The sequence below is a fragment of the Saccharopolyspora antimicrobica genome (genome assembly GCF_003635025.1).
GTDB lineage: Bacteria > Actinomycetota > Actinomycetes > Mycobacteriales > Pseudonocardiaceae > Saccharopolyspora > Saccharopolyspora antimicrobica.
The window spans coordinates 1,220,641-1,244,238 of sequence record NZ_RBXX01000002.1; the positions used below are offsets into that span (position 1 = coordinate 1,220,641).

Below are 23,598 nucleotides of genomic sequence, written 5' to 3' on the forward strand. Positions count from 1 at the left end.
GCGCAAGGCTCGGGTTGGTGCAGGGCTGGGGTTGCTCATGCCGTACCTCCGCGGACCCGGATTCGCGGGTCCACCACCGAATAGAGCAGGTCGACCAGCAGGTTCACCACGATGTAGCCCGCCGCGCTGATCAGCACCGCGGCCTGGATGACCGGGTAGTCGCGGGTGAACACGGCATCGACCATCAATTTGCCGAAGCCCGGCAGCACGAAGATCTGCTCGGTGACCACCGCGCCGGAGATCAGCGTGCCGAGCTGCAGGCCGAGGATGGTCAGCACGGTGATCAGGCTGTTGCGCAGGCCGTGCACCGCGACCACCCGGAACTCCCCCGCGCCCTTGGCGCGCGCGGTGCGCACGTAGTCGGCGCTCAGGGAGTCCAACATGGACGATCGCATCTGCCGCATCAGCACCGCGGCCAGCCCGCTGCCCAGCACGAACGCCGGCATGATCAGCCGTTCCAGGTTGCCCAGCGGGGATTCGGTGAACGGCACGAAGCCCGATGCGGGCAGCCAGCCGAGGCCGACCGCGAAGACCAGCACGCACATCAGGCCGAGCCAGAAGTTCGGGATGGACAGTCCGAACAGCGACACCCCGTTGCCCAGCCAGTCCAGCGGCCCACCGCGGCGGACGGCCGCGATCACACCGGTGGTCAGCCCGATCAGCGCGGCGAAAAGCAGGCTCAGCAGGGCCAGTTCGAGGGTGACCGGGATCCGGCTGAGGACGATCTCGCCGATCGGCAGTCCGGTCTGCGCCGATTCGCCCAGGTCGCCCTGCAAGGCGCGGCCGATCCAGCTCAGGTACTGCACGTAGACCGGCTCGTCGAGCAGGTAGGTGCGGCGGATCTCCTCGATCGCGGCGTCGTCGGCTTCGGCGCCGGCCAGCGCGATGGCCGGGTCGCCGGGCAGCGCGCGCAGGCCCGCGAACACGACGAGCGAGACCAGCACCAGGGTCACCAGCGACTGCAGGACGCGGTTGAGCGCGTAGCTGCGCAGCATCTCAACTCCCGGACTCGACGCGACCGGCGGTCTTCAGCCGCATGATCCCGTCGGGGTAGACCTCGACACCGGCCAGCTCGGCGGTGTGCGCGGTGTAGTACTGCTGGCGGTAGAGGTAGATCACGTTGTTGCGCTGCTGCAGCTGCTCGACGACCTGCTCGTAGAGCTCGCGGCGGCGGTCGGTGTTCTGCTCGGCGGCGGCCTGCTTGAGCAGCGCGTCGGTCTCCGGCGTCGAGAAGCCGCTGTAGTTCTGCGCCGCGCCTGCCGCGTGCATGCCGGTGATGTTGCCGTCCGGGTCGGGACGGCCGGACCAGCCGATCAGGAACGTCTGGAAGCGGCCCTTCTTGCCCGCGGAGATGGCGCTGGTGGACTCGCTCGGGCGGAGCACGACGTCGAACCCGGCCTCGGCGGCCATCGCCTGGATGACCTGGCCGACGCGGCTGGTCGTGGAGTCGTTGGTGAGCAGCAGCTCGACGCGCACCGGGGTGTTCACGCCCGCTTCGGCGAGCAGCTGGCGGGCGCGGGCCACGTCGTGCGGCGGGCAGGCCTGCGTCGCGGGGGTGGCGAACTCGCTGGTCGGCGGGATCGGGCCGCAGGCGGGCTGGTAGAGGCCGCTGAAGGCGATGCGGTTGAGCGTTTCGCGGTCGATGGACAGCGACAGCGCTTCCCGCACCCTGGGGTCGTTGGCCAGCGGTCCGTCGACGTGGCCGGTCTTCCCGTCGACGTTGTTGGTGTTGACGGTGATGCCCATGTACTGGATCGACGGTTGGTTGAGCAGCACCAGGTCCCGCTCGCGGGAGACCACCGGCACGTCCGGCGGGCCGACCTCCCAGACCACGTCGAACTCGCCGGAGCGCAGGTTGGCGATGCGGATGTTGTCGTCCGGGACCGCCTTGTAGACCAGCCGGTCCAGCCGCACCGCGTCGCGGTCGTAGTAGAACTCGCTGCGCTCCAGCACGATCCGGTCCTGGGCGATGCGCTCGACGAAGCGGAACGGGCCGACGCAGACCGGGTCGTCGGAGAAGTCGTCGCCGAGCTCGTCCAGCTTCGCCGGGGACATGATCATGCCCGCGCGGTCGGCGAGCACGGTGGGCAGCGGGGCGGACGGCTGCTTGAGCTTCAGCCGCACCGTGGTCGGGTCGGCGACCTCGACGGAGTCGATGGCGGTGAGCTCGGAGCGGCGGCCGGAGGACGGCAGTTCGCGGTGCCGGTCCAGGCTCTTCTTCACCGCTGCCGCGTCGAACGCGGTGCCGTCGTTGAACAGCACTCCGGTGCGCAGCGGGATGGTCAGCTCGCGGCCGTCCGGGGAGACGCGCGGGAGTTCGGTGGCGAGCTGCGGGACCGCGCGACCGGCCGGGTCGACGTCGTAGAGCTTCTCGCACATGCTGTTGAAGACCTGCCGCCCGGCCAGCGTGGTGGCCAGCGTCGGGTCCAGCTTGTCCGGCTCCTGGTCCAGCGCGATCACGGCTTCGCCGCCGCGCACCGTGGGGGCCTGCACCGAGGCTCGCAGCTGGCCGGCGGTCTGCTCGACGTCGACCAGCGGGCTGCACCCGGTCGCGCTCACCGCCAGGACCAGCAGTGCTGCCGGAGCACCACGTCTCAACCGCGCCGTCACCCGGGCCTCCCGCCAGCAAGAGGAGCAAAACGCGAGAACCGTATTTGCCGGCGGCCGGCCGTGTCCACAGCCGTGATCATTCCGGCATCGGGCCGGAACCCGGTGCCGCCCGCGGTGGGATCAGTCGACGGCGGAGGAGAACAGCGGCAGCGAGACCGCGGAGGCCTGGGCAGGCTCCTTCTTCTCCGCCGCCGCGGCGTCGAAGCGCGGTGCGGCTTCGACGATCTCGGGCTCGACGGCCTCGGCCTGCACCTCGGGCTGCTCGGTGGCCTTCTTGTGGTGCTCGCGGGTGCGCTGGGCGGCGCCGCGGATCTGCTCGGTCAGCTGCTTGTTGGCGAGGCGGGTCTGCTCCTCTTCGCGCTCCTGCTGACGGGCGGTGCGGGCCGGCTCCGGCTTGGGCTTGCGGGCCGCTTCGATGTAGCGGGTGAGCAGCGCGCGCAGCTCTTGGGCGTGTTCGTCGTTCAGGTCGATTTCGTACGTCACACCATCCAGCGCGAAGGTAACGGTGTGGGTTGCTGGAGACCCGTCGATGTCGTCGACGAGTTCGACCTGAATCCGCTCGGCCATGATCACCTGTCTCGGGAACGTGCCCCGCCTCGATCCGCGACACTTGCAGGTAAGACTACTGCGAGTCCCGCTCACGTTGTAGCACGTGACATCTCAGTTGTCTCGCATCCAACCATAGAACAGCGGACCCACCTGCCGATAACCGCCAGGTGGGTTGGTGTTGCCCGGTGTGTGAGCAGCGCGACGAACGGGAACGCACGGTAACCGGACACCGGGGCTATCCGGAAAGTAATGCAGGGCACAGCGGAGAAAATTCCGGCGGCGGGTGGAACATTCTTCGCGCGATCGTTTATTGTTCGCTCGCTCTTCTCCGCACGCGCGGTGCGGAGAAGGAGGGGAATCGGACCGGAATCGAGGGTTACCGTGGCGCAGAAAGTCACCGTTCAGCTCGTCGACGATGTCGACGGCACACCAGCCGACACCACCGTCGAGTTCGCCTTGGACGGGGTGAGCTACGCAATTGACCTGTCCTCGGACAATGCCTCGAAACTGCGCGACTCGCTCGCGTCTTTCGTGGCCAGCGCGCGGAAGACCGGCGGTCGCAAGCGGATCGCGACCAAGCCGGGCAAGCCGTCGAGCACCCCGACCACCGCGGACCGGGAACGCAACCAGGCCATTCGGGAATGGGCCCGGAATCAGGGCATGCAGGTTTCCGATCGGGGCCGCATTCCCGCCGAGGTCGTCGAGGCCTACGACAACGCTCAGTGAGCGCTGGCACGGACGGCCGGTATGCGGTCGGGGAAACCGGCCGTCCGTGAAACCCGGGAATGACGCCTCGTAGTCGGGCGATCGACCTTCGGTAATTGCGCGCCTTATCGACCGGCGAGGAAGTCGGCGATTTCCCGGCGGGTCGGCATCGAACTGCTGGCTCCGTTGCGCTGCACCGACACCGCGGAACCGGCGGAGGCCGTGCGCATCGCCTCGGGCATGTCGGCGCCCTCGCCGAGCGCCGCGCTGAGCACGCCGACGTAGGTGTCGCCCGCCGCCGTGGTGTCCACCGCCTCCACCGGGAAGCTCGGCACCTCCACCCGCGCGCCGTCCCGGTTGCCGTAGAGCGAGCCGCGCGCACCGAGCGTGATCACCACCTCCGGGACCAGTTTGAGCAGCTTCGCCAGCGCCCGGTCCGGGTCGTCGTGGCCGGCCAGGATCGCCGCCTCGTGCTCGTTGGGCACCAGCAGGTCCACGTTCGACAGGACGTCCTCGGACAGCTCCGCGGCGGGTGCCGGCGTGAGCACCACGCGCACCCCGTTGCGCCGCCCGGCCGCCGCGGCCGCGGCCACGCCGGAGAACGGGATCTCCAGCTGCAGCAACAGGCTCTGCGAGCCGGCGATGAGCTCCTCGTCGCCGTCCACCAGCCCGTCGACGGTGCCGTTGGCGGCAGGCACCACGACGATCGAGTTGCCGCCCTGGTCGTCCACCACGATGTGCGCGGTGCCGCTGCGGCCGGGCACCGAGCGCAGCCCTGCGAGGTCCACATCGGACTCCTGCAGGACGCGGCGGATCTCCGAGCCGAACTCGTCCTCGCCGACCGCGCCGATCATGCGCACCGCCGCGCCCGCCTTCGCCGCGGCGAGCGCCTGGTTGGCGCCCTTCCCGCCCGGCACCGTGTGGAACTCCCGGCCCAGCACCGTCTCACCGCGCTTCGGGGCGGTGTCCGCGTACGCCACCAGGTCCATGTTGCAGCTGCCGAATACGGCCACAGTCGTCGTCACGTGGTCCATCATGGCTGATGAGGGACCCCGGATCGGCTGACGGGTCCGGGGGCCCGCGAGGACGTACCATGCCGACCAACCGGCGAGGAGAGGGCGAGACGCGGTGGACTATGCGGTGACAGCGGAGCTCGGACCGCCGAACGGCGTGGTGGAGCTCGACCCGCTGCAGCAGGAGGGGATCGCGGCCGTGCTGGACCGCCACCTCGCGCTGGTCGAGGGGGTCTCCGGCCCCGGTGACGCCGACATCGACGTCCTGGACTACCGCATCACCGTGCACCCGGCCGGGGCCAGCGTGGTGCTGGCGCTGGACGCGCCCTCGCTGCTGGCCGCGGAGGACGCCGCCGCCTCGGTGCTCGACGAGCTGATCGGCGAGAGCGAGGTGCTGGCGGGCTGGTCGGTCGCGCACTCGGAGGTGCGGATCACCGAGGACGAGTTCAACCGGCTGGCGGCCAGCGGCGAAGCGGTCGTCGACGAGCTGGAGGCGGCCGTCGAGGAGGCGCTGGAGAGCTCGGCGGAGCCCGCGATGGACGTCGAGCAGTGGCGGGCCCGGTTCATCGGGCTCGCGCCGCGGCTGCGGGCGTTCGGGCCGGAGGCGTTCGGCGGGCCGGGCGACGCGGCGACGCTGGCCGCCGGAGCGCTGGTGCACGCGGTGCGGGTGGTCACCGACGAGGTCTTCTACGACGAGCTGGCGCTGGCGGTGAACAACGCCACGGTCGCCGACGCGGTCGGCCTGCTGGTCCTGGAGGAGCTGCCGCCCTGCTACGACCACCGCTACGACGCGTTCTTCGCCCGTGCGTTCGTGCTGGCCTCGATGCCGGTCGCGGAGCGGTTGACCGCGTCGTCGTGGACGCCGCCGCGCTCGGTCGCCGAGGCGCTGGCGCTGCGGCTGTTCGTCAACGAGGCCCGGGTGGCGCTGGAGGCCGCCGAGCTGATGAGCTGGGACGACAGCGAGTCGGTGTTCGCGGGTTTCGCCGCGCGGGCGGCCGGCGAGATCACGCCCGACGAGCTGTACGAGATCGATCTGCCGCTGGCCGGCGATGCGGAGCCGGAGACGGCGGCGCAGGCCGCCAAGCTGGAGGCGGAGCTGCACTCGCGCGGCCTCGCGTTCGACCAGTGGTTCGCGCCGCGCGACGGGAACCCCGCGCAGCACCCGTACCTCGACTCGCTGTGAGCCTCTTCGCTGGTCAGGACGCGTGAGACCGCTCGGTTGGTATTTTTATACCGCCCGGTGCTAACGTCGGTATTATTATACCGGAATCCACTGGCACGCGAGGTACCCGTGATCGAGCTCAAGACGCCCACCGAGATCCAGCGCATGCACGTGACCGGCCAGTTCGTGGCCGAAGTGCTCACCGAGGTCGGCCGGATCGCCGACGTGGGCGTCAACCTGCTGGACATCGAGCACCACGTGCGCGACATGATCAAGCAGCGCGGCGCGGAGTCCTGCTACTGGGACTACGCCCCGTCCTTCGGCAAGGGGCCGTTCCGCAACGTCATCTGCCTCTCGGTCAACGACGCCGTCCTGCACGGCCTGCCGCACGACTACGTGCTGCGCGACGGTGACGTGCTCACCGCCGACATCGCGGTCGGCATCGACGGCTGGGTGGCCGACTCGGCGCGCACGCTCATCGTCGGCACCCCCGCCGAGGAGGACCTGCGGATCATCCGCGCCACCGAGGAGGCGCTGGACGCGGCCATCGCGGTGGCGCGGGCGGGCAACCGGATCGGCGACATCTCGGCGGCGATCTGGGCAGTGGCCTGCGAGTACGGCTACCCGGTCAACACCGAGTTCGGCGGCCACGGGCTCGGGCGCACCATGCACGAGGACCCGCACGTGTCCAACCGGGGCAAGGCGGGGCGCGGCATGAAGCTGCAGGCGGGCATGACGCTCGCGCTGGAGCCGTGGTTCGCCCGCACCACCGACCGGATCGTCTTCGACCCGGACGGCTGGACGATCCGCTCGGCCGACGGCTCGCGCACGGCCCACTCCGAGCACACCGTGGCCATCACCGAGGACGCCGCCCTGGTGCTCACCCAGCGCGAACCGGCTGCCTGAGGAACCGTTTCCGCTGGTCAGCGGCCGTGAGTGTTTTGAGGGGCTATGGCACCCCAAAACACTCACGGCCCCGCGCCCGACCGCGGGCCGGGTCGGCTTCCGGTGTTCAGCCCTGGTTGCGGACCGAGTACGGCGGCACGGTGGCGCCGATGATCGTCGCCTCGTCGATCGTCTCCGGGCGGTACGACGACTTCGGGAACGCTTCGAGCAGCACGTTCGTCGGGTCGTCGATCGGCTCCACGCGGCCGAAGATGAACGCCCACTCGTGCTCGTCGGAGCCGAAATAGGCGACCGTGTCGAACGCCGCCTGGAACCGGTTGTAGGCGCGGATCAGCGTCTCGTTGCGCCACACCGTCGGGCAGCCCGCCTGGAACGCCACGACCCCGCCCGCGGACAGCACCGACTGGCAGCGCTGGATGAACTCCATGCCGTAGAGCCGGTTGTGCTGCCCGTCGGCGTCGTCGGCCCGCTCGTCCGGCAGGTCGACGACCACGATGTCGTAGCCCTCCGGCGGCGCCTGGTCGAGGAAGTCCCAGCCGTCCGCGTAGTGCAGCTTGACCGGCCCGTCACCTCGCTCGGCGCGGGCCAGCTCCTCGGTGCTGTAGCCGTAGGGCAGGTGCTCGGCGCACTTGCGCACGCACAGCTCGTCGATGTCCACGTGGTCGACGCGGGTGGCGCCGGCGGCCACCGACATCTGGCTGGCCACGCCCTCGCTGGAGCCGATGATCAGCACCCGCTCCACCTGCGCGGCCAGCAGGAACGCGGGCACCATCATCGCTTCGTGGTAGACCAGCTGGGAGAACTCGGTGCTCTGCCGGTCGTCGTCGCAGAACAGCGAGACGCCCTGACCGGTGCGGCCGATCACCACGTGCTGGTAGGGGGTGTCGCCCTCCCACAGCACCTCGTCGACCCGCCACAGGCGCTGCAGGTCGGCGCCCATCGGCTCCTTGATCCACCGCTGCCCGTCGATTTCGATCAACGGTGCTCCTCCTTAGAGAGTGTTCCAGGCTCGTTTTGCTCCGCAGTGCGAGTAGCGGAACCTCAGCGCCCGCCTGGACTGCGGGTGCCCTGACTCGTGTGCCGGTACACAGCGTCAGAACCGTCCCTGCCAGGCGAATGCTGAGACCCCGCAGCGGCGCGAGCGGCGAAAGTGCCGACCGCGACCCTCGCCGCCGCAGGTTCAGCTCAGGTGTTCGTAGTCCCGGCCGCGCTGGATGGTCTGGACGTTCTGCGTCGTGGGGCGCAGCGCGTCGGCCAGCAGCCGCACCGCCAGCTCCGGCTTCGCCGTGTGCCCGCAGGTGAAGACGTCGATGAAGATCGAGCCGTCCTCCGGGTAGGTGTGCAGCGAGGCGTGGGATTCCGACAGCAGCGCCAACACGGTGACCCCCTGCGGCTCGAACCGCTTGGCGATCATCTGGCACACCGTGGCGTGCGACCGGCTCAGCGCGTCGTGCAGGGTCTCGCGCAAGAACTGCTCGTCGTCCAGCAGTTCCGGATCCACGCCCTCCAGCTCGGCGAGGACGTGCTGGCCGGTGAACAACCCGACCGGTGGTGTCCCGGTGTCGACGGACATCTATCGACCTCCCATCATTTCGCAGAATCGGTTCTTCGCGGCGTTCTCGGGCGCCTTCGCCCGGTGCCGGGCGATCACGGCTGCTGATCGCCGTCGACGCAGTGGGTGGGCAGCGGGGCGAACCCGTTGAAGCCCACGGAGGAGTAGCTCGCCGTGTAGGCGCCCGCGCTCAGCAGGTCCACCCAGTCACCGCCGCGCAGCGTGCGCGGCAGCTCGTAGCGGGTCCGCTGGTAGAGCACGTCATCACCGTCGCAGGTCGGGCCCGCCAGCACGACCGGACCCACCGGATCGCCGTCGCGGGAGGTGCGCAGCCGGTAGGTGATGGCCTCGCCCTCGGTCTCGGCCAGCCCGTTGTAGCGGCCGATGTCCAGGTAGACCCAGCGCGACTCGCCGTCGCAGGAGTCGGTGACCAGCACCACCTCGCTGCGCAGCACGCCCGCGTCGCCGACGACGAACCGCCCGGGTTCGACGAGCAGCTCCGGGCGCTCGGCGCCGAAGTGGCGGTCCAGGGATTCCTCGATGCGGCGCACGTAGTCGGCCAGCGGCGGCGCTGACTGCGTGTAGGCGGCGGGCAGCCCGCCGCCCAGGTTCACCATCCGCAGCCGGAGCCCGTGCTCGGCGCAACCGGCGAAAACCCGCCGTGCGGCGTCGATCCCGTGCTCCCAGGCCGTCGGCTCCAGCTGCTGCGATCCAATGTGGAACGACACGCCGAAGGCGTCCAGTCCGAGATCCCGCGCGCGCACCAGCAGCTCGACGGCGGTCTCCGGCAGGCAGCCGAACTTGCGGCCGAAGGGAGTCCGGGAGCCCTCGTTGTCCACCAGCACCCGGCAGAACACCTGCGCGCCCGGCGCGACCTCGGCGATGTTGGCCAGGTCGGCGGCGCTGTCCGTGGCGAACAGCCGGACGCCTTGCGCGTGGGCGCGGGCGATGTCGCGGCGCTTCTTGATCGTGTTGCCGTAGGAGATCGACTCCGGGGCAGCGCCCTTGGCCAGGCACAGATCGATCTCGCCGGGGCTGGCGACGTCGAACGACGCCCCGAGGCCGACCAGCTCACCGACCACTTCGGGCGTGGGATTGGCCTTGACCGCGTAGCAGATGCGAGCATCGGGCAGGGCGGTCCGCAACTGCCGGTAGCGGTTGCGCACCTGCGCGAGATCCACGACCAGGCAAGGGGTTTCGGGCCGCTGCCGGTCCAGGAACTGCTGGATCGCATCCGGAGTCGTGCCGGTCTGCTGCGCGGTGCCGCTCGGGCGGTCCGTCACACCGGTGGTGGCGGACAGATCGGTCAATCCCGGTACCTCCGTCTCGGGTGGTGGGGTGGGGTTTTCGCCGGGCCGATCCCGCTGGGGCGGGTGCCCGTGGAGCACAACTGCGACCAAGCACGGTACCTCCCTCACGGAGAGATTTCGAACCGCGCCCACCCGTTCCCCCGGAAAGCCGAACTCGGTGTGAGCACACCCACGAATCGGCGGCGCGCTCGTCGCGTTGCGTGCACGGACACCGACGTGACGTGTCAGTGGCGAATTCGCGTGAAACCGTCCCGTTCACCCGCCGATCACGCCGATTTCGCGCGGAATTGCCCGGAAACCGGTACCAACGGTCGCGGAAAATCGTTGCACGGCAAGGACTCCCGCAGCGCGTTTCTGACGGCGACGCCGCTCGGTCAGCGGCCGGGCGGGGTGGTGCGGTCGAGTTCGAGGGCCAGGTAGAAGTCCACTCGGGACGGGAACTCCGAGAGGTCGCGCCCGGTGATCTCCTCCACGCGCTGGATCCGGTAACGCAGCGTGTTCACGTGGACGTGGAGCCGCTTCGCGCAGCGCGACCACGAACCCGAGCAGTCCAGGAACGTCCGCAGCGTGCGCACCAGGTCGGAGTGGTGCACGTCGTCGTAGGCGATCAGATCGGCCAGCAGCCGTTCGCGGTACGAGCGGCGCAGCTCGTCCGGGGTCGAGGCGAGCAGCACCTCGTGCGAGGCCAGCTCCGCCGCCGCGACGACCACCGCTCGCCCGCGCTTGCGCTGCGCGAGCCGCCGCGCGTAGCCCGCCTCCTCCAGCGCACCGCGCAGCGCGGTGGCGCGGGTGATGTCGCTTACCCCGACGGCCAGGTTCCGCCCGTCCAGGCACGGTTCGGCGTCGGCGACGATCCGGCCGAGCTGGACGTCCAGCTGCGCGAGGTGCTCCTCGTCGTCGACGAACAGCGCGGTCGCACCGTCGCCCAGCGGCGCGGTCACCGAGGCCATGCCGGTAGCCGCGGCGATCTCGCGCAGCAGCGTCGTGGACTCGACGACGTCGCCGACGTCGAGCGCCACCGCGCGCAGCGGATCCCCGGCGGGCAGTCCGGCGGTCTCCAGCCGGGCGGCGACTTCGGCCGGGGTGGACGTCCCGTCCAGCAGCCGGCGCAGGGCCGCCTCCACCGAGCGCCCCGCGATGCGCCGGGCCTCGTCCACCCGCGCGCGCAGCAGCGCCACCACGGTGCCGAGGTCGGTGGCGATGGCCACCCGCTCCGCGTCCCACTCGTCGTAGGCACCGTCGGCGAGAACGAACCAGCGGGCCGCGCGCGGCACGGCGTCGGATTCCACCGGCCACAGCACGTGCGCGCCATCGGAGCGGGCAGTCCTCGGCAGCCGACCGGTCGCGAACTCGCGCAGCGCGGCGCGGCGGGCGTCCTCCGGCAGCTCCGCGGTTCCGCCGACGATCCAGCCCGCGGCGGAGAGCACCCAGCACTCCGCGCCCAGCTCGTCGGCCGCCATCCGCAGCGCCTGGTCCAGGTCCGCGCCCGCGGCCACCGCGGCGACCAGTTCCCGGCGCGGTGCGGCCCGCCGCTGGATGCGGTCGGCGAGCGTGTTGAAGCTGACCGTCAGCGGCACCTCGACGACGGGCAGGTCGTGGCGGCGGCAGGCTTCGACCAGGTCGGGCGGGGCGTGCCCGAGCCGCGCCGTGCCCGCGGCCAGCGCGGCCACCCCGGCGTCGACCAGCGCGGCCACGAAGCGCTCCGAATCGGCCGGGCCGTTGTGCCACATCAGGCCGCTGAGCACCAGCTCGCCGCCGTTGAGGTAGCGGCGCGGGTCGATCAGGTCGGTGATGTAGACGCCGCGCACCGGCCGGTCCGCCCGGTCGGCGCCGTGCAGCGGCACCAGCCCGAGCTCCGGGTCGGCGAGCAGGTCGCCCAGCAGCACGCGATCCACCTCTCCGCCGGTCCGCAGCGTCGCGAGCCGGTCATCCGCATTTGGAGAAACATACAACTCCCGTTCGGCACCCGGAAGGCTTTTTCGGGGTTTCCGCCGCTAGTCAGCGGGAGCATCCCGGTTGTGTACTGACTCACACCTTTTCACCGGCCGTGACGAGGAGTACAACCGTGGATTTCCTCCGCCCCGCGGCGTGGCGGGAGGCGCTCGAGGCCAAGGCCGCGCATCCCGACGCCACGCCCATCGCCGGCGGCACCGACGTGATGGTCGAGATCAACTTCGACCACCGGCGTCCGGACGTGCTGCTGGACCTGACCCGCATCCCCGAGCTGACCACCTGGTCGCAGGACGGCGACGTGCTGCGCATCGGAGCCGGGCTGCCCTACACCCGACTGATCGAGGAGCTCGGCGACCGGGTGCCCGGCCTGGCGATCGCCAGCCGCACCGTCGGCTCACCGCAGATCCGCAACCGCGGCACGCTCGGCGGCAACCTGGGCTCGGCCTCACCGGCCGGCGACGGGCATCCGCCGCTGCTGGCCTCCGACGCGCAGATCGAGGTCGAGTCGGTGCGCGGCACGCGGCTGATCCCGGTGGCGGAGTTCTTCACCGGGGTCAAGCGCAACGCGCTGGCCGCCGACGAGCTGATCGCCGCGGTGCACATCGCCCCGGCGACCGGCCCGCAGCAGTTCTCCAAGGTCGGCACCCGCAACGCGATGGTCATCGCGGTGTGCACCTTCGCCATCGCCCTGCACCCCGAGCAGCAGCGGGTGGGCACCGGGCTCGGCTCGGCCGCCCCGACGCCGCGGCGGGCGCTGGAGGCCGAGGAGTTCCTGTCGGCCGAGCTCGACTGGGCCGGGCTGCGACCGCTGGAGGACTCAGTGGCGCGCCGCTTCGGCGAGCTCGTCGCGCAGGCCTCCTCCCCCATCGACGACGTGCGCGGCACCGCCGACTACCGCCGTCACGCGCTGGCCGTGATGGCCCGCCGGACCCTGTCCTGGGCCTGGCAAGAGCACTGTTCCGGGAGGCAGGAATGCGCCTGAAGTTGACCGTCAACGGGCAGCCGCACGAGGCCGACGACGTGTGGGAGGGCGAGAGCCTGCTGTACGTGCTGCGCGAGCGGCTCGGCCTGCCCGGCTCCAAGAACGCCTGCGAGCAGGGCGAATGCGGTTCCTGCACGGTCTACGTCGACGGCGTTCCGGCCTGCGCGTGCCTGGTGGCCGCGGGTCAGGCCGAAGGGCGCGAGGTGCGCACCGTGGAGGGCCTGGCCGACGGCGAGCGGCTGGACCCGGTCCAGGAGGCGTTCGTCGAGGCGGGCGCCGTCCAGTGCGGCTTCTGCACGCCGGGCCTGCTGGTGCAGACCCACGACCTGCTGGAACGCACGCCGGAGCCGTCGGACGCGGAGATCCGCGAATCGCTGGCGGGCAACCTGTGCCGCTGCACCGGCTACGAGAAGATCATGGACGCCGTCCGCCTCGCCGCGCAGCGGAAGGCTCGGGCATGAGCCGCTCGTTCTCCAACCGAGGCCTCCCGAACCGCACCTCAGGGGACCGTGACGCGAACCAGCCACAAGAAACCGCGAAACGCGAGATCGCTCCCGAACGCGACCACCACTGTGAATCGCGGAGAGGCGGGACTGTAGTCATCGAGGGCGGCGCGGTGGTGACCGTCGACGACTCGGGTACCGAGTTCGCCGAGGGCCACGTCGTCGTCGAGGGTGACCGGATCGTGGCGGTCGGCCCCGGTTCCGCGCCGCCGCAGGACGGTGCGGTGCGGCGCATCGACGCGTCCGGTTGCCTGGTCACGCCCGGGCTGGTCAACACCCACCACCACCTCTACCAGTGGGCGACGCGCGGTTACGCGGCCGACGCCACGCTGTTCGGCTGGCTGACCGAGCTGTACCCGGTGTGGGCCGGGATCGACGAGGAGATCACCCACGCCGCCGCGTCGGCCGGCCTGGCGCGCATGGCGCTGTCCGGCTGCACCACCGCGGCCGACCACCACTACGTCTTCCCGCGCGAGGGCGGGGACGTGTTCGGCGCGGTGGTCTCCGCCGCGGAGCGGATCGGGATCCGGTTGCACGCGGTGCGCGGGTCGATGGACCGCGGGCAGTCGCACGGCGGGCTGCCGCCGGACTCCGTGGTCGAGGACCTCGACCAAGCGCTGGCGGGCACCCAGGACGCCATCGACCGGTTCCACGACCCCTCCCCCGGCGCGCGCGTGCGGGTCGCGGTCGGGCCCTGCTCGCCGTTCTCGGTCAGCACCGAGCTGATGCGCCAGGCCGCCGAGCTGGCCCGCCGCAACGGCGTCCGGCTGCACACCCACCTCGCCGAAACGCTCGACGAGGAGCAGCAGTGCCGGGCAGAGTTCGGCAAGACGCCGGTGGAGTACGCCGACGACCTCGGGTGGCTCGGCCCGGACGTGTGGCTGGCGCACACGATCCACCTGTCCGAGAGCGGCATCGCGCGACTCGGCGAGACCGGTACCGGGGCAGCGCACTGCCCCAGCTCCAACGGCCGGCTCGGCGCCGGGACCGCCCCGGTCCGGCCGCTACTGGACGCCGGCGCGCCCGTCGGGCTGGGCGTCGACGGCGTCGCGTCCAACGAAGCCGGCGGGCTCGGCGAGGAGATGCGGCAGGCGCTGCTGACGGCACGCGCCCGCTACGGGCCGCAGGCGCTGTCGGTGCGCGACGCGCTGCGGCTGGCCACCCGCGGCGGTGCGCGCTGCCTCGGCCGCGACGGCGAGCTCGGTTCGCTGGAGTCCGGCAAGCTCGCCGACATCGCGGTCTGGCAGCTCAACGGCATGGACCACGCGGGGATCGCCGATCCGGTGGCCGCGCTGGTGCTCGGCGAGCTGCCGAGGCTGGAGCGGCTGCTGCGCGGCGGTGAGGTCGTCGTCGACGACGGCCGGTTGATGTCGGTGCCCGACCTCACCGACGAGCTGACCAGGGCCAGCGCCCGGCTCCGGGAGGCATCATGACCAGCGCGAACACGGTCTTTACCAGTCGGTCGCACCGAATCCCGAGCTCGGGCGCCGGACTCGGACCCGCAACTTCCATTGAAATCGGACGTCCAATTTCAATTGAAATTGGACACCTGATTTCCATTGAAATTGCGGAGGACCGAGCCGGACGACCGCCCACGACCACCACCAGAAGCACTGATCGGGTCCGAGCCACACCGGAGGTGCCCTCATGAGCAGCCCTGTCTCAGGCCGAGTTCCCCGCAACCGCACCTCAGGGGAACGTGACGCAACCCGGCCACAAGAAACCGCGAACCGGGAGATCACTGCCGAACGCAACCACCTCTGTGAATCGCGGAGAGGCGGGACTGCGCCTGCTCGCAGTCCGCAGGAGCTCAACGACGCCATCGGCGGCGGCATCGGCGAATCGCCGCTGCGGCCCGACGGGGCCATCAAGGTGCGCGGCGAGTTCGCCTACTCCTCCGACCTGTGGGCCGAGGACATGCTGTGGGGCGCCACGCTGCGCAGCCCGCACCCGCACGCCCGGATCCGCTCGATCGACATCGGCCCGGCGATGGCGATGGCCGGGGTGCAGACGGTGCTCACCGCCGAGGACGTGCCCGGCGACAACTGCTTCGGCCTCAAGTACGCCGACCAGCCGGTGCTGGCCTCCGACGTGGTGCGATACGTGGGCGAGGCGGTCGCGCTGGTGGCCGCCGACCACCCAGAGTCGGCGCGGCGGGCGCTGGAGAAGATCGTCGTCGACTACGAGGTGCTGGAGCCGGTGCTCGACGCCGAGCGGGTCGCGCACGACGAGTCGCTGCCGCGCCTGCACCCGGACGGCAACGTGGTGCGCCACCAGAAGATCGTCAAGGGCGATCCGCACGCGAAGGCCGACGTGGTCGTCTCCGGCGTCTACACCGTCGGCATGCAGGACCAGGCCTTCCTGGGCCCGGAGTCCGGGCTGGCGATCCCCGCCGAGGACGGCGGCGTCGACCTGTACCTGGCCACCCAGGACCTGCACTCCGACCTGCGGCAGACCGCGCGGGCGCTCGGGCTGCCGCCGGAGAAGGTGCGGATGACCATGTCCGGCGTCGGCGGCGCGTTCGGCGGCCGGGAGGACCTGTCCATCCAGGTGCACGTCTGCATGCTGGCGCTGCACCTGGGCAAACCGGTCAAGATGGTCTACAACCGCGAGGAGTCGTTCTACGGCCACGTGCACCGGCACCCGGCCAAGATGTACTACGAGCACGGCGCGACCCGCGACGGCGAGCTCGTCTACGTCAAGGCGCGGCAGTACTTCGACGGCGGCGCCTACGCCTCGAAGACGCCGGTCGTGGTCGGCAACGGCACCACGCTCGGCGCCGGGCCGTACAAGGTGCCCAACGTCGACATCGAGGGCTGGGGCGTCTACACCAACAACCCGCCGTGCGGCGCGATGCGCGGATTGGGCGCTGTGCAGCCGACTTTCGCCTACGAGTCCCAAATGGACAAGCTCGCCGCCGAGCTGGGCATCGATCCCGTCGACCTGCGCATCCGCAACGCCATCGAGCAGGGCGACTCGATCCCGACCGGCCAGGTGCTGGACTACCCGGCGCCGGTCGCCGAGCTGATGGAGCGGGTGCGGGCGCTGCCGATGCCCGCCGAGCAGGCCGGGCCGGTGGACATCCGGAACCTGCCGGGCGGGGCGTCGAACACCACGCACGGCGAAGGCGTGGTGCGCGGCGTCGGCTACGGCGTGACGATCAAGAACATCTGCTACGCCGAAGGCGCCGACGACTTCTCCACCGCGCGGGTCCGGCTGCAGGTCATCGGCGGTGAACCGGCCGCGATGGTGCACACCGCGGCGGCCGAGGTCGGCCAGGGCCTGGTGACCGTGCAGCAGCAGATCGCGCGGACCGAGCTCGGCGTGGAACGGGTGACCATCCACCCGAACGACACCAGCGTCGGACCGGCCGGTTCCAGCTCCGCCTCGCGGCAGACGCTGGTGACCGGCAGCGCGGTCAAGGCCGCCTGCGAGGCGGTGCGCGACGAGCTGTTCGCCCGGGTCGCCGAGCGCTACGACGTCGACCCGGCGCAGCTCTCGCTGCACGGCGGGAAGATCTCCTCGGAGACCGGCGGCGTGCTGGCCGACCTGGTGGAGGTGCTGGGCGACGACGTCGTCGAGCAGACCCGCGAGTACCACCACCGCGAGACGTTCCCGCTCGACGAGCAGGGCCGCAGCGACCGGGTGCACGTCCAGCACGCGTTCTCCGCGCACCGCGCGGTGGTCGACGTCGACCTGGACCTGGGCCTGGTCAAGGTGGTGCAGCTGGCCTGCGCCCAGGACGTCGGCAAGGCGATCAACCCGGATGCGGTGATCGGGCAGATCCAGGGCGGCTCCGCGCAGGGCATGGGGCTGGCGGTGATGGAGGAGATCAAGGTCGTCGACGGCCGCATCCGCAACCCGTCCTTCACCGACTACCTGATCCCGACCATCCTCGACACCCCGCCGATGGAGATCGACGTCATCGAGCGCGGCGACCCGAACGCGGCCTACGGGGTCCGCGGCGTCGGCGAGCCGCCGACGATCTCCACGACGCCGGCGGTGGTCGCCGCGATCCGCGCGGCCACCGGCCGGGAGCTGCCGCACACGCCGGTGGCACCGGAGCACATCGTGTGACACCAGACCTGCTGCGGCGGCGGGGCCGGGCCGCCGCCGCAGCAACCCCCTCACCCCGGCATCGAGAAACCGAAGGAGAAAGACCATGTCCGTGGACGTCGCGACGAGCGCCGAGCAGGACTGGATGGCCCGGGCCATCGAACTGGCCACCACCAACGTGGCCGCGGGCGGTGGGCCGTTCGGCGCGCTCGTCGTCCGGGACGGCGAGGTCATCGCGACGGGCACCAACAAGGTGACCGTCGACCTCGACCCGACCGCGCACGCCGAGGTCACCGCGATCCGCAACGCCTGCCGCGCGCTGGGCACCTTCAAGCTCGACGGCTGCGTGCTGGTGACCTCGTGCGAGCCGTGCCCGATGTGCCTGGCCTCCGCGTTGTGGGCGCGGGTGGACCGGGTGCTGTTCGCCGCCGACCGGGACGACGCCGCCGAAGCGGGCTTCGACGACCGCGCCTTCTACGACGTGTTCGAGGACCCGCAGACCGAATCGCCGACGCCGGTGCAGCGGGTGACGATGCCCGACCGCAACGCGGCCTTCGACGCCTGGCGGGGCAAGTCCGACCGCGTCGACTACTGATCCGTTCCTGAGCAGGGCAGACGCCCGTCCCCTCACCCCAACAGCCGCCTTGACCAGCGGTTCCGGCAGCGACGACCGGGTCGCCCCGGAGCCCAGCGCGCGGGCCTCCACCACCGCTTCCGCCTGACGCGGAAACAGGCCCGCCCGCCATCCCGGAAACCCTTACCGGGACAGCGAATTCCACTCCATTCAAACGCCCCAGCGCGAATTCGGCGGATTCCCGCCGGGCCCTCCCCTGCCCGGAAAACCCGCCGGAGGAAACAGTCCGGGCGGCACGAGACGTGCCGCACGGGGGCGCCCACCGGCATGGGAGGACTCATGACCCAGCAGCTGAGACCGGACAGAGCCGACGCGGAACCGTCCGGATTGGACCGCTTCTTCCGCATCAGCGTCCGCGGTTCCACCTTTTCCCGCGAGCTCCGCGGCGGCCTGACCACCTTCGTCGCGATGGCCTACATCGTGATGCTCAACCCGCTCATCCTCGGCTCGTCAGCGGACGCCACCGGCGCCCAGCTCACGCCCGAGCAGCTGACCACCGCCACCGCGGCCACCGCCGGGGTGATGACCATCGTGATGGGCCTGGTCGGCAACGCGCCGCTGGCCCTGGCCGCCGGGCTCGGCGTCAACGCCGTGGTCGCCTTCACCATCGCCCCGGCGATGACCTGGGCGCAGGCGTTCGGGCTGGTGGTGCTCGAAGGCATCGTCATCGTCGTGCTGGCGGTCAGCGGCGTGCGAGAGCGGATCATCAACGCCATCCCGGCGCCGCTCAAGACCGCGCTGACCGTCGGCATCGGCCTCTACATCGCGCTGATCGGCCTGGTCAGCGCCGGATTCGTGACCCGGAAGCCGGACGCTGCCAACACCACGGTGCCGGTGCAGATGGGCCAGGGCACCGAGGGCCACCTGATCGGCGTGCCGATCGCGATCTTCTGCCTGAGCCTGCTGCTGATGCTGGTGCTGCTGGCGCGGAAGGTGCCCGGCGCGATGCTGATCGGCATCGCGGTCAGCACCGCCGTCGCGATCGCGGTCAACGCGGCCTTCGGCATCGCGCCCGAGCAGTGGGGCACGATCGTTCCGGAGCTGCCCGACCACGTGATCGGCAGCCCCGACTTCAGCCTGTTCGGCCAGGTGGACCTGTTCGGCGGGTTCGCGGCGGCGGGCGGCATCGCGGCCACCGTCTTCCTGTTCACCCTGGTGCTGTCCGGGTTCTTCGACGCGATGGGCACCATCACCAGCGTCTCCTCGGAGGCCGGGCTGGTGCGCAACGGCAAGGTCGAGGGCATGGGCCGCATCCTGGCCGTGGACGGCGTCGCGGCCGCGGCAGGCGGTCTGACCGGCTCGTCGCCGAACACCGTGTTCCTGGAGTCGGCCACCGGCGTCGCCGAAGGCGCGCGCACCGGGCTGGCGAGCGTGGTCACCGGGCTGCTGTTCTGCGCGACGCTGCTGTTCACCCCGCTGGCCGCGGTGGTGCCCGCGCAGGCCGCCGCCCCGGCGCTGGTGATCGTCGGCGCGCTGATGATGGCGCAGGTCCGGCACGTCCCGTGGGACGACCCGGAGTACGTGATCCCGGCGTTCCTGACCATCGCGGTCATCCCGTTCACCTACATGATCACCAACGGCATCGGCGCAGGCCTGATCGCCTACGCGGTGATCAAGGTGGCCCGCGGCAAGGCCCGCGAGATCGGCTGGCTGGTCGGCGTCCTCGCCCTGGTCTTCGCGGTCTACTTCGGCGTCGAAGCCGTGGAAGCCCTCATCGGGTGACGACGATCCCTGTGCCGGCAGGCGCCTCCGAGCAACTCGGAGGCGCCCGTCGTCGTTCACCTGATCAGGTGGAATCACGTGTTGAGATCGGATGAGTAGCGTGGGTGAGGTGGAGGTCGCGGGAGTGGTGCTCGCCGGCGGGGCCGGGCGGCGATTCGGGATGCCCAAGGCGCTGGTCGAGCACGAAGGCGCGTTGCTGGTCGAGCGGGCCGCGCGGGTGCTCGCGGACGGCGGGTGCTCGCCGGTCCTCGTGGTGCTGGGAGCCGCTGCCGACGAGGTGCGCGAGCGCGCCGATCTGACCGGGGCGGCGGTGGTGCTGAACCCCGACTGGAACACCGGGATGGGATCCTCGCTGCGGGTCGCCATCGATGCGCTGACCAGCACCGATGCCGATGCCGCGGTGGTGATGCCGGTCGACATGCCGGGGATCGGGGCGGCGGCCGTGCGTCGCGTCGCCGAGCTGGCGAGTCCGTCCGCGCTCGCCGCCGCCGCGCACGACGGCAGGCGGAGCCACCCGGTGCTGCTCGGGCGCGAGCACTGGGCCGGGGCGCGGGCCGCCGCGACCGGTGACGCCGGGGCGCGCGGCTACCTGCGCGACCGCGAAGTGGCGCTGGTGCCCTGCGACGACATCTCCGCCGGGTTCGACGTGGACCGTCCCGAAGACCTGCCGCGAGCGGACACGTAGAGTCGGCGGCCACGCGGGACCGGTCCGGGAACCGCGTCATCGCTGCCGGGCCGGGACGTCACACCAGCGCCCGAGAAAGCCAGAGCAGGAGGCGTCCATGGCAAGCGGACACATCACCGCCAACTACCTGCCCGAAGGCGACGACTGGCTGGTCACCGTCACCACCGACGCCGATCAGCGCAGCGCCCGCGCCCCGGGCCTGATCGCCGCCCGCGACCAGGCCGACCAGCTCATCGAGCAACTCGCGCCCAGCTCCGTCGGCAGGATCGTGATCCACCTGCTCGACGGCGACGGTTTCGCCTTCACCACCGCCTACCTCCAGGCCCGCCACGGCGTGACCGCCCAGCCCGGCCGGTGACCGCGCGGTGCGCCCCGATCGCGTGCACAGTGGACCGACACCCGCGAGCGGCCTGCGCAGCAGCTCACGCCGCTCGCGGACCCAACCCCGACCCGGCCCGGAGCTTAGGATGGCGGTCGTGAACGCGCCGACGAGCAGTGCACGCGAGGAGGAGACCTTGGCCAGCGCCGAGCAGACCCGGTCGGCCGGCCGGGGGCGACCGCGGGACGCCTCCCGCGACGCCGCGCTGCGCCAGGCCGCGATGGAGGTGCTGTCGCAGGTCGGCTACCGGGCGCTGACCATGGACGCGGTCGCCGCGCACGCGCGGGCCGGCAAGGCCACCATCTACCGGCGCTGGGACTCCAAGCTGGACCTGGTCATCGACACCTGCACCCAGCTGGTCCAGCGCAACATCCCGGAACCCGACCGGGGATCGATCGAAGCGGACCTCGGGGACTTCCTGCGCAGCTTCGCCTCGTTCCTCACCGGCCCGGTCGGCAAGGCCGCCCAGGCGCTGGTCGGCGAGCTGCCGCACGAGCCGGAGCTGGCCGCCGCGTTCCGCGAATCGTTCCTGCTGCCGCAGCGCGACGTCCTGCGCCGCCTCGTCGAGCGCGGGGTGCAGCGCGGCGAGATCCGCGCGGACGCACCGATAGACACCGTCGTCGAGATCACCGGCGCTTGCCTCATATATCGGCTGATGCTGACCGACGAGCCGCTCGACACCGGCTTCGTGGACCGCCTGGTCAACGAAGCCCTGATGCCGCTCCTGCATGGCTGATCCCCGGCAGCATCAAACGCGCTGAGACCCGCAGGCCTTCGCCGGAAGGCCCACGGGTCTCAGCGAGTTTCAGCTGCGCGAGGTGAGCCTGGGCTCACCGGAACAGCTTGCGCACCACGACGACGGCGACCAGGGCGCCGACCCCGATCAGCGCGTAGCGGACCCGCGGGTCGTTGAGCTTCTCCTGCACGCTGGCCTTGCCGGCCTCCACGAACCGCTGCGGGTGCGCCTTCACGCTCAGCTGGTCCAAAGTGGTGGCAAGCGCTTCGCGCGCCTGCTCGATGTCGCGCTCGATGGCGTCCGGATCACGAGCCACGTGTCCTCCTCACCCATTCACCTGGCTGCTGACAACCGTAGAGCACCGGAGAACGACCGACGCACCAGCGGTTGGCGTGTCGCGCACCGCACCACCCCGGACACACCCCGCAGACCAAGATCACCCCACCGGCTAGGCTGTCTCCCAGCTGGGGGCCGTAGCCCAATTGGCAGAGGCACTAGGTTTAGGTCCTAGCCAGTGAGGGTTCGAGTCCCTCCGGCCCCACCACCCGGTCTACCGGTTCACGGGTTCGCGAGAGGCGATCCGGCTCGTGCGGCCGACCGCGCGGGCCACCGCGTTGCGTACCGCGAGACCCTGCCGGGTGCGGGGCACCAGGACCCTGGAGAGCGGACCGACGCGTCGCTGCCGCGGGCCCACTTCACGGCGGAGCCGCGACTCGTACGCGGCGAAGGCGCGGGCATGCTCACCGGGATGGGCAGCCAGCTCTTCCGCGAGGGCGTGCGCACCCACCATCGCCATGCTCGACCCGTCTCCCAGCAGTGCCGTCGCCGCCGCCGCGTCCCCGAGCAGCACGACCCGTCCGCGGGACCACGAGGGCATCCGGACGGTGGTCAGCGGGTCGAAGAACGGAGCCGGGTGCTCCAGGTACGCCGCCACGAGTTCCGGTGCCCGCCACCGCACGTCGGCGTAGGCGTCGGCCACGATCTGCTTGTGCAGGGCGGTGTTCTTGCGGTCGTGGGGCGCCGACTGTGGGGCGCGGAAGGTGAAGATCGCGAGCGGAGTGGTCCGCGAGGGATGGACGACCAGCATCCGGTTCGGCGCGGTCAGCATCGTCATCTCGCTCGGATCCTCGATGGCGTCGGGCTCCAACGGGACGGTCGCGCCGTACAGGCCCAGGTCGCTCGCGAACTGCCGCTCGGGTCCGAACACCAGGCTCCGCACGGTGGAGTGCATCCCGTCGGCACCGACCACCAGGTCGAAGTGACGTGGCGCGGACCGCCGGAAGGTGACGTCGACCCCACCTCCGTCCTGGTCGAGAGCGGTGACCGTGTCGTCGAACAAGAACTCGGCCTCGTTCCGCGCCGACCGGTGGAGCACCTCGGACAGGTCGGCTCGGGTCACCTCGACCGCCGGCGCCCCGCCTGAGGTGCCCGGGAGTCGCAGGATTCGCCTGCCGGCAGGGTCGAGCAGGGTCAGCGACCGGTTGCGGGTGGCGAGCCCGCGGAGCTGCGGGAGGACGCCCATGCGCTCGGCGACCGGGATCGCGGGCCCCTTCACGACGATCGCGCTACCACCGGAGCGCAGCTGCCGGGCCTGTTCGACGACCGTCGGCCGGTACCCGTTCCGGGAGAGCCAGTACGCGAGCGCGGGCCCTGCGATTCCGGCTCCGACCACGAGCACCTCGGGCTTCTTCATCTCAAAGACCTCTCACGAACCAAGGTACGATCAATTTCGTACCTCAGTAGAGCACGGGCTGAGGTACGATTCAAGTCGTACCTGAAGGAGGTGTCGCGTGGCCGGGACGGACCTGGTCGGCCCGGAGGCCGACGCGCTCGATCTGGGTGCGGTGTTGCGCGCCCTCGCCGACGAGCACCGCCGTTCGGTGATGATGGAGTTGGCCGCCGACCGCAGCGACGGCGAACGGGGCTGCAACTCGTTCAACCTGCCGATCTCGAAGCAGACCCAGACCCACCACTTCCGGGTCCTGCGCGAGGCAGGCCTCATCGACGAGATCGACTACGGCAACCGCAAGGGCATCCGGCTGCGACGCGCGGACGTCGAGAAGAGGTTCCCCGGGCTGCTCGCGCTCCTGGAAGCAGAGTCCCGGGGCGGTACCGCTCCGCGCTGAGCACGGAGCGGGGTG

Annotated in this window: 23 protein-coding genes and 1 tRNA gene; 14 read left to right on the top strand and 10 right to left on the bottom strand. The window is 71.1% G+C overall.

The genetic code is table 11. From position 1 onward, the window contains the following. Nucleotides 1-35 precede the first annotated feature (35 nt). The 3 genes from ATL45_RS06325 to ATL45_RS06335 all read right to left on the bottom strand — a co-directional run bounded on the left by ATL45_RS06325 (nucleotide 36) and on the right by ATL45_RS06335 (nucleotide 3,177). On the bottom strand, nucleotides 36-995 hold the full coding sequence (locus ATL45_RS06325; protein WP_093157759.1) for an ABC transporter permease: 960 nt from the start codon (nucleotides 993-995) through the stop codon (nucleotides 36-38). 1 nt (nucleotide 996) lies between these two features. After that, nucleotides 997-2,610, bottom strand: a complete 1,614-nt coding sequence (locus tag ATL45_RS06330; protein WP_093157757.1) for an ABC transporter substrate-binding protein — start codon at nucleotides 2,608-2,610, stop codon at nucleotides 997-999. Nucleotides 2,611-2,730: 120 nt separating this feature from the next. Then, nucleotides 2,731-3,177 (bottom strand): histone-like nucleoid-structuring protein Lsr2, encoded by a 447-nt coding sequence (locus ATL45_RS06335; protein ID WP_093157785.1) that lies wholly within the window; start codon nucleotides 3,175-3,177, stop codon nucleotides 2,731-2,733. Between the two features lie 363 nt (nucleotides 3,178-3,540). Here ATL45_RS06335 and ATL45_RS06340 point away from each other — a divergent pair, with 363 nt between their 5' ends. Then, entirely contained in the window at nucleotides 3,541-3,885 is a 345-nt protein-coding gene (locus ATL45_RS06340) for a histone-like nucleoid-structuring protein Lsr2 (RefSeq protein WP_093157756.1), read from the top strand. A 104-nt stretch (nucleotides 3,886-3,989) separates the two neighbouring features. On the opposite strand, the gene rbsK is transcribed toward ATL45_RS06340, so the two are convergent. Then, a complete protein-coding gene (gene rbsK / locus ATL45_RS06345; protein WP_093157784.1) occupies nucleotides 3,990-4,889 on the bottom strand; it encodes a ribokinase in 900 nt (299 codons plus the stop codon). 103 nt (nucleotides 4,890-4,992) lie between these two features. Here rbsK and ATL45_RS06350 point away from each other — a divergent pair, with 103 nt between their 5' ends. Then, nucleotides 4,993-6,060, top strand: a complete 1,068-nt coding sequence (locus tag ATL45_RS06350; RefSeq protein ID WP_093157754.1) for a hypothetical protein — start codon at nucleotides 4,993-4,995, stop codon at nucleotides 6,058-6,060. A gap of 108 nt (nucleotides 6,061-6,168) precedes the next feature. Then, complete coding sequence (map, locus tag ATL45_RS06355) at nucleotides 6,169-6,945, top strand: type I methionyl aminopeptidase (protein ID WP_093157753.1); 777 nt, start codon at nucleotides 6,169-6,171, stop codon at nucleotides 6,943-6,945. A 106-nt stretch (nucleotides 6,946-7,051) separates the two neighbouring features. Here map and ATL45_RS06360 read toward each other — a convergent pair whose 3' ends face one another. The 4 genes from ATL45_RS06360 to ATL45_RS06375 all read right to left on the bottom strand — a co-directional run bounded on the left by ATL45_RS06360 (nucleotide 7,052) and on the right by ATL45_RS06375 (nucleotide 11,693). Further along, the gene (locus ATL45_RS06360) at nucleotides 7,052-7,924 is read right to left on the bottom strand and encodes a spermidine synthase (RefSeq protein ID WP_093157751.1); all 873 of its coding nucleotides are present in this window, start codon (nucleotides 7,922-7,924) and stop codon (nucleotides 7,052-7,054) included. A gap of 201 nt (nucleotides 7,925-8,125) precedes the next feature. Then, complete coding sequence (speD, locus tag ATL45_RS06365) at nucleotides 8,126-8,518, bottom strand: adenosylmethionine decarboxylase (protein ID WP_093157750.1); 393 nt, start codon at nucleotides 8,516-8,518, stop codon at nucleotides 8,126-8,128. 74 nt (nucleotides 8,519-8,592) lie between these two features. After that, nucleotides 8,593-9,807, bottom strand: a complete 1,215-nt coding sequence (locus tag ATL45_RS06370; protein ID WP_093157748.1) for a type III PLP-dependent enzyme — start codon at nucleotides 9,805-9,807, stop codon at nucleotides 8,593-8,595. A gap of 374 nt (nucleotides 9,808-10,181) precedes the next feature. Further along, nucleotides 10,182-11,693, bottom strand: coding sequence for a PucR family transcriptional regulator (locus tag ATL45_RS06375; protein WP_093157782.1), 1,512 nt, complete (start codon nucleotides 11,691-11,693; stop codon nucleotides 10,182-10,184). A gap of 179 nt (nucleotides 11,694-11,872) precedes the next feature. Between ATL45_RS06375 and ATL45_RS06380 the strand changes: the two genes are divergently transcribed. The 9 genes from ATL45_RS06380 (at nucleotide 11,873) to ATL45_RS06420 (ending at nucleotide 21,457) form a co-directional block, all read left to right on the top strand. Next, nucleotides 11,873-12,742 (top strand): FAD binding domain-containing protein, encoded by an 870-nt coding sequence (locus tag ATL45_RS06380; protein WP_093157747.1) that lies wholly within the window; start codon nucleotides 11,873-11,875, stop codon nucleotides 12,740-12,742. Beyond that, nucleotides 12,733-13,203: a (2Fe-2S)-binding protein gene (locus ATL45_RS06385; protein WP_093157745.1), complete on the top strand. Its 471-nt coding sequence runs from the start codon at nucleotides 12,733-12,735 to the stop codon at nucleotides 13,201-13,203. Before ATL45_RS06380 ends, ATL45_RS06385 begins: the two co-directional genes overlap by 10 nt. 86 nt (nucleotides 13,204-13,289) lie before the next feature. After that, nucleotides 13,290-14,678: an 8-oxoguanine deaminase gene (locus ATL45_RS06390; RefSeq protein WP_256258567.1), complete on the top strand. Its 1,389-nt coding sequence runs from the start codon at nucleotides 13,290-13,292 to the stop codon at nucleotides 14,676-14,678. 214 nt (nucleotides 14,679-14,892) lie between these two features. After that, nucleotides 14,893-17,322 carry a xanthine dehydrogenase subunit D gene (gene pucD / locus ATL45_RS06395; RefSeq protein ID WP_246025191.1) on the top strand — a complete coding sequence of 810 codons (2,430 nt, stop codon included), beginning with the start codon at nucleotides 14,893-14,895 and terminating at the stop codon, nucleotides 17,320-17,322. An 85-nt stretch (nucleotides 17,323-17,407) separates the two neighbouring features. Continuing rightward, nucleotides 17,408-17,896 carry a nucleoside deaminase gene (locus ATL45_RS06400; protein WP_093157742.1) on the top strand — a complete coding sequence of 163 codons (489 nt, stop codon included), beginning with the start codon at nucleotides 17,408-17,410 and terminating at the stop codon, nucleotides 17,894-17,896. A gap of 318 nt (nucleotides 17,897-18,214) precedes the next feature. Beyond that, complete coding sequence (locus tag ATL45_RS06405) at nucleotides 18,215-19,657, top strand: NCS2 family permease (protein ID WP_093157741.1); 1,443 nt, start codon at nucleotides 18,215-18,217, stop codon at nucleotides 19,655-19,657. A 91-nt stretch (nucleotides 19,658-19,748) separates the two neighbouring features. After that, nucleotides 19,749-20,342 (top strand): nucleotidyltransferase family protein, encoded by a 594-nt coding sequence (locus ATL45_RS06410; RefSeq protein ID WP_093157739.1) that lies wholly within the window; start codon nucleotides 19,749-19,751, stop codon nucleotides 20,340-20,342. 97 nt (nucleotides 20,343-20,439) lie between these two features. After that, nucleotides 20,440-20,700, top strand: a complete 261-nt coding sequence (locus ATL45_RS06415) for a hypothetical protein (protein WP_093157738.1) — start codon at nucleotides 20,440-20,442, stop codon at nucleotides 20,698-20,700. Between the two features lie 118 nt (nucleotides 20,701-20,818). Then, nucleotides 20,819-21,457: a TetR/AcrR family transcriptional regulator gene (locus tag ATL45_RS06420; protein ID WP_439332440.1), complete on the top strand. Its 639-nt coding sequence runs from the start codon at nucleotides 20,819-20,821 to the stop codon at nucleotides 21,455-21,457. 94 nt (nucleotides 21,458-21,551) lie between these two features. Here the strand turns inward: ATL45_RS06420 and ATL45_RS06425 are convergent, their stop codons facing one another. Next, nucleotides 21,552-21,773 (bottom strand): DUF3618 domain-containing protein, encoded by a 222-nt coding sequence (locus tag ATL45_RS06425; protein ID WP_093157736.1) that lies wholly within the window; start codon nucleotides 21,771-21,773, stop codon nucleotides 21,552-21,554. A 151-nt stretch (nucleotides 21,774-21,924) separates the two neighbouring features. Between ATL45_RS06425 and ATL45_RS06430 the strand changes: the two genes are divergently transcribed. Next, nucleotides 21,925-22,001, top strand: a tRNA-Leu gene (locus tag ATL45_RS06430). A 6-nt stretch (nucleotides 22,002-22,007) separates the two neighbouring features. Here the strand turns inward: ATL45_RS06430 and ATL45_RS06435 are convergent. After that, nucleotides 22,008-23,150 carry an FAD-dependent monooxygenase gene (locus tag ATL45_RS06435; RefSeq protein ID WP_093157735.1) on the bottom strand — a complete coding sequence of 381 codons (1,143 nt, stop codon included), beginning with the start codon at nucleotides 23,148-23,150 and terminating at the stop codon, nucleotides 22,008-22,010. A 97-nt stretch (nucleotides 23,151-23,247) separates the two neighbouring features. On the opposite strand from ATL45_RS06435, the gene ATL45_RS06440 reads away from it, so the two are divergent. Further along, nucleotides 23,248-23,583: an ArsR/SmtB family transcription factor gene (locus tag ATL45_RS06440; protein ID WP_093157733.1), complete on the top strand. Its 336-nt coding sequence runs from the start codon at nucleotides 23,248-23,250 to the stop codon at nucleotides 23,581-23,583. Nucleotides 23,584-23,598: the final 15 nt, after the last annotated feature.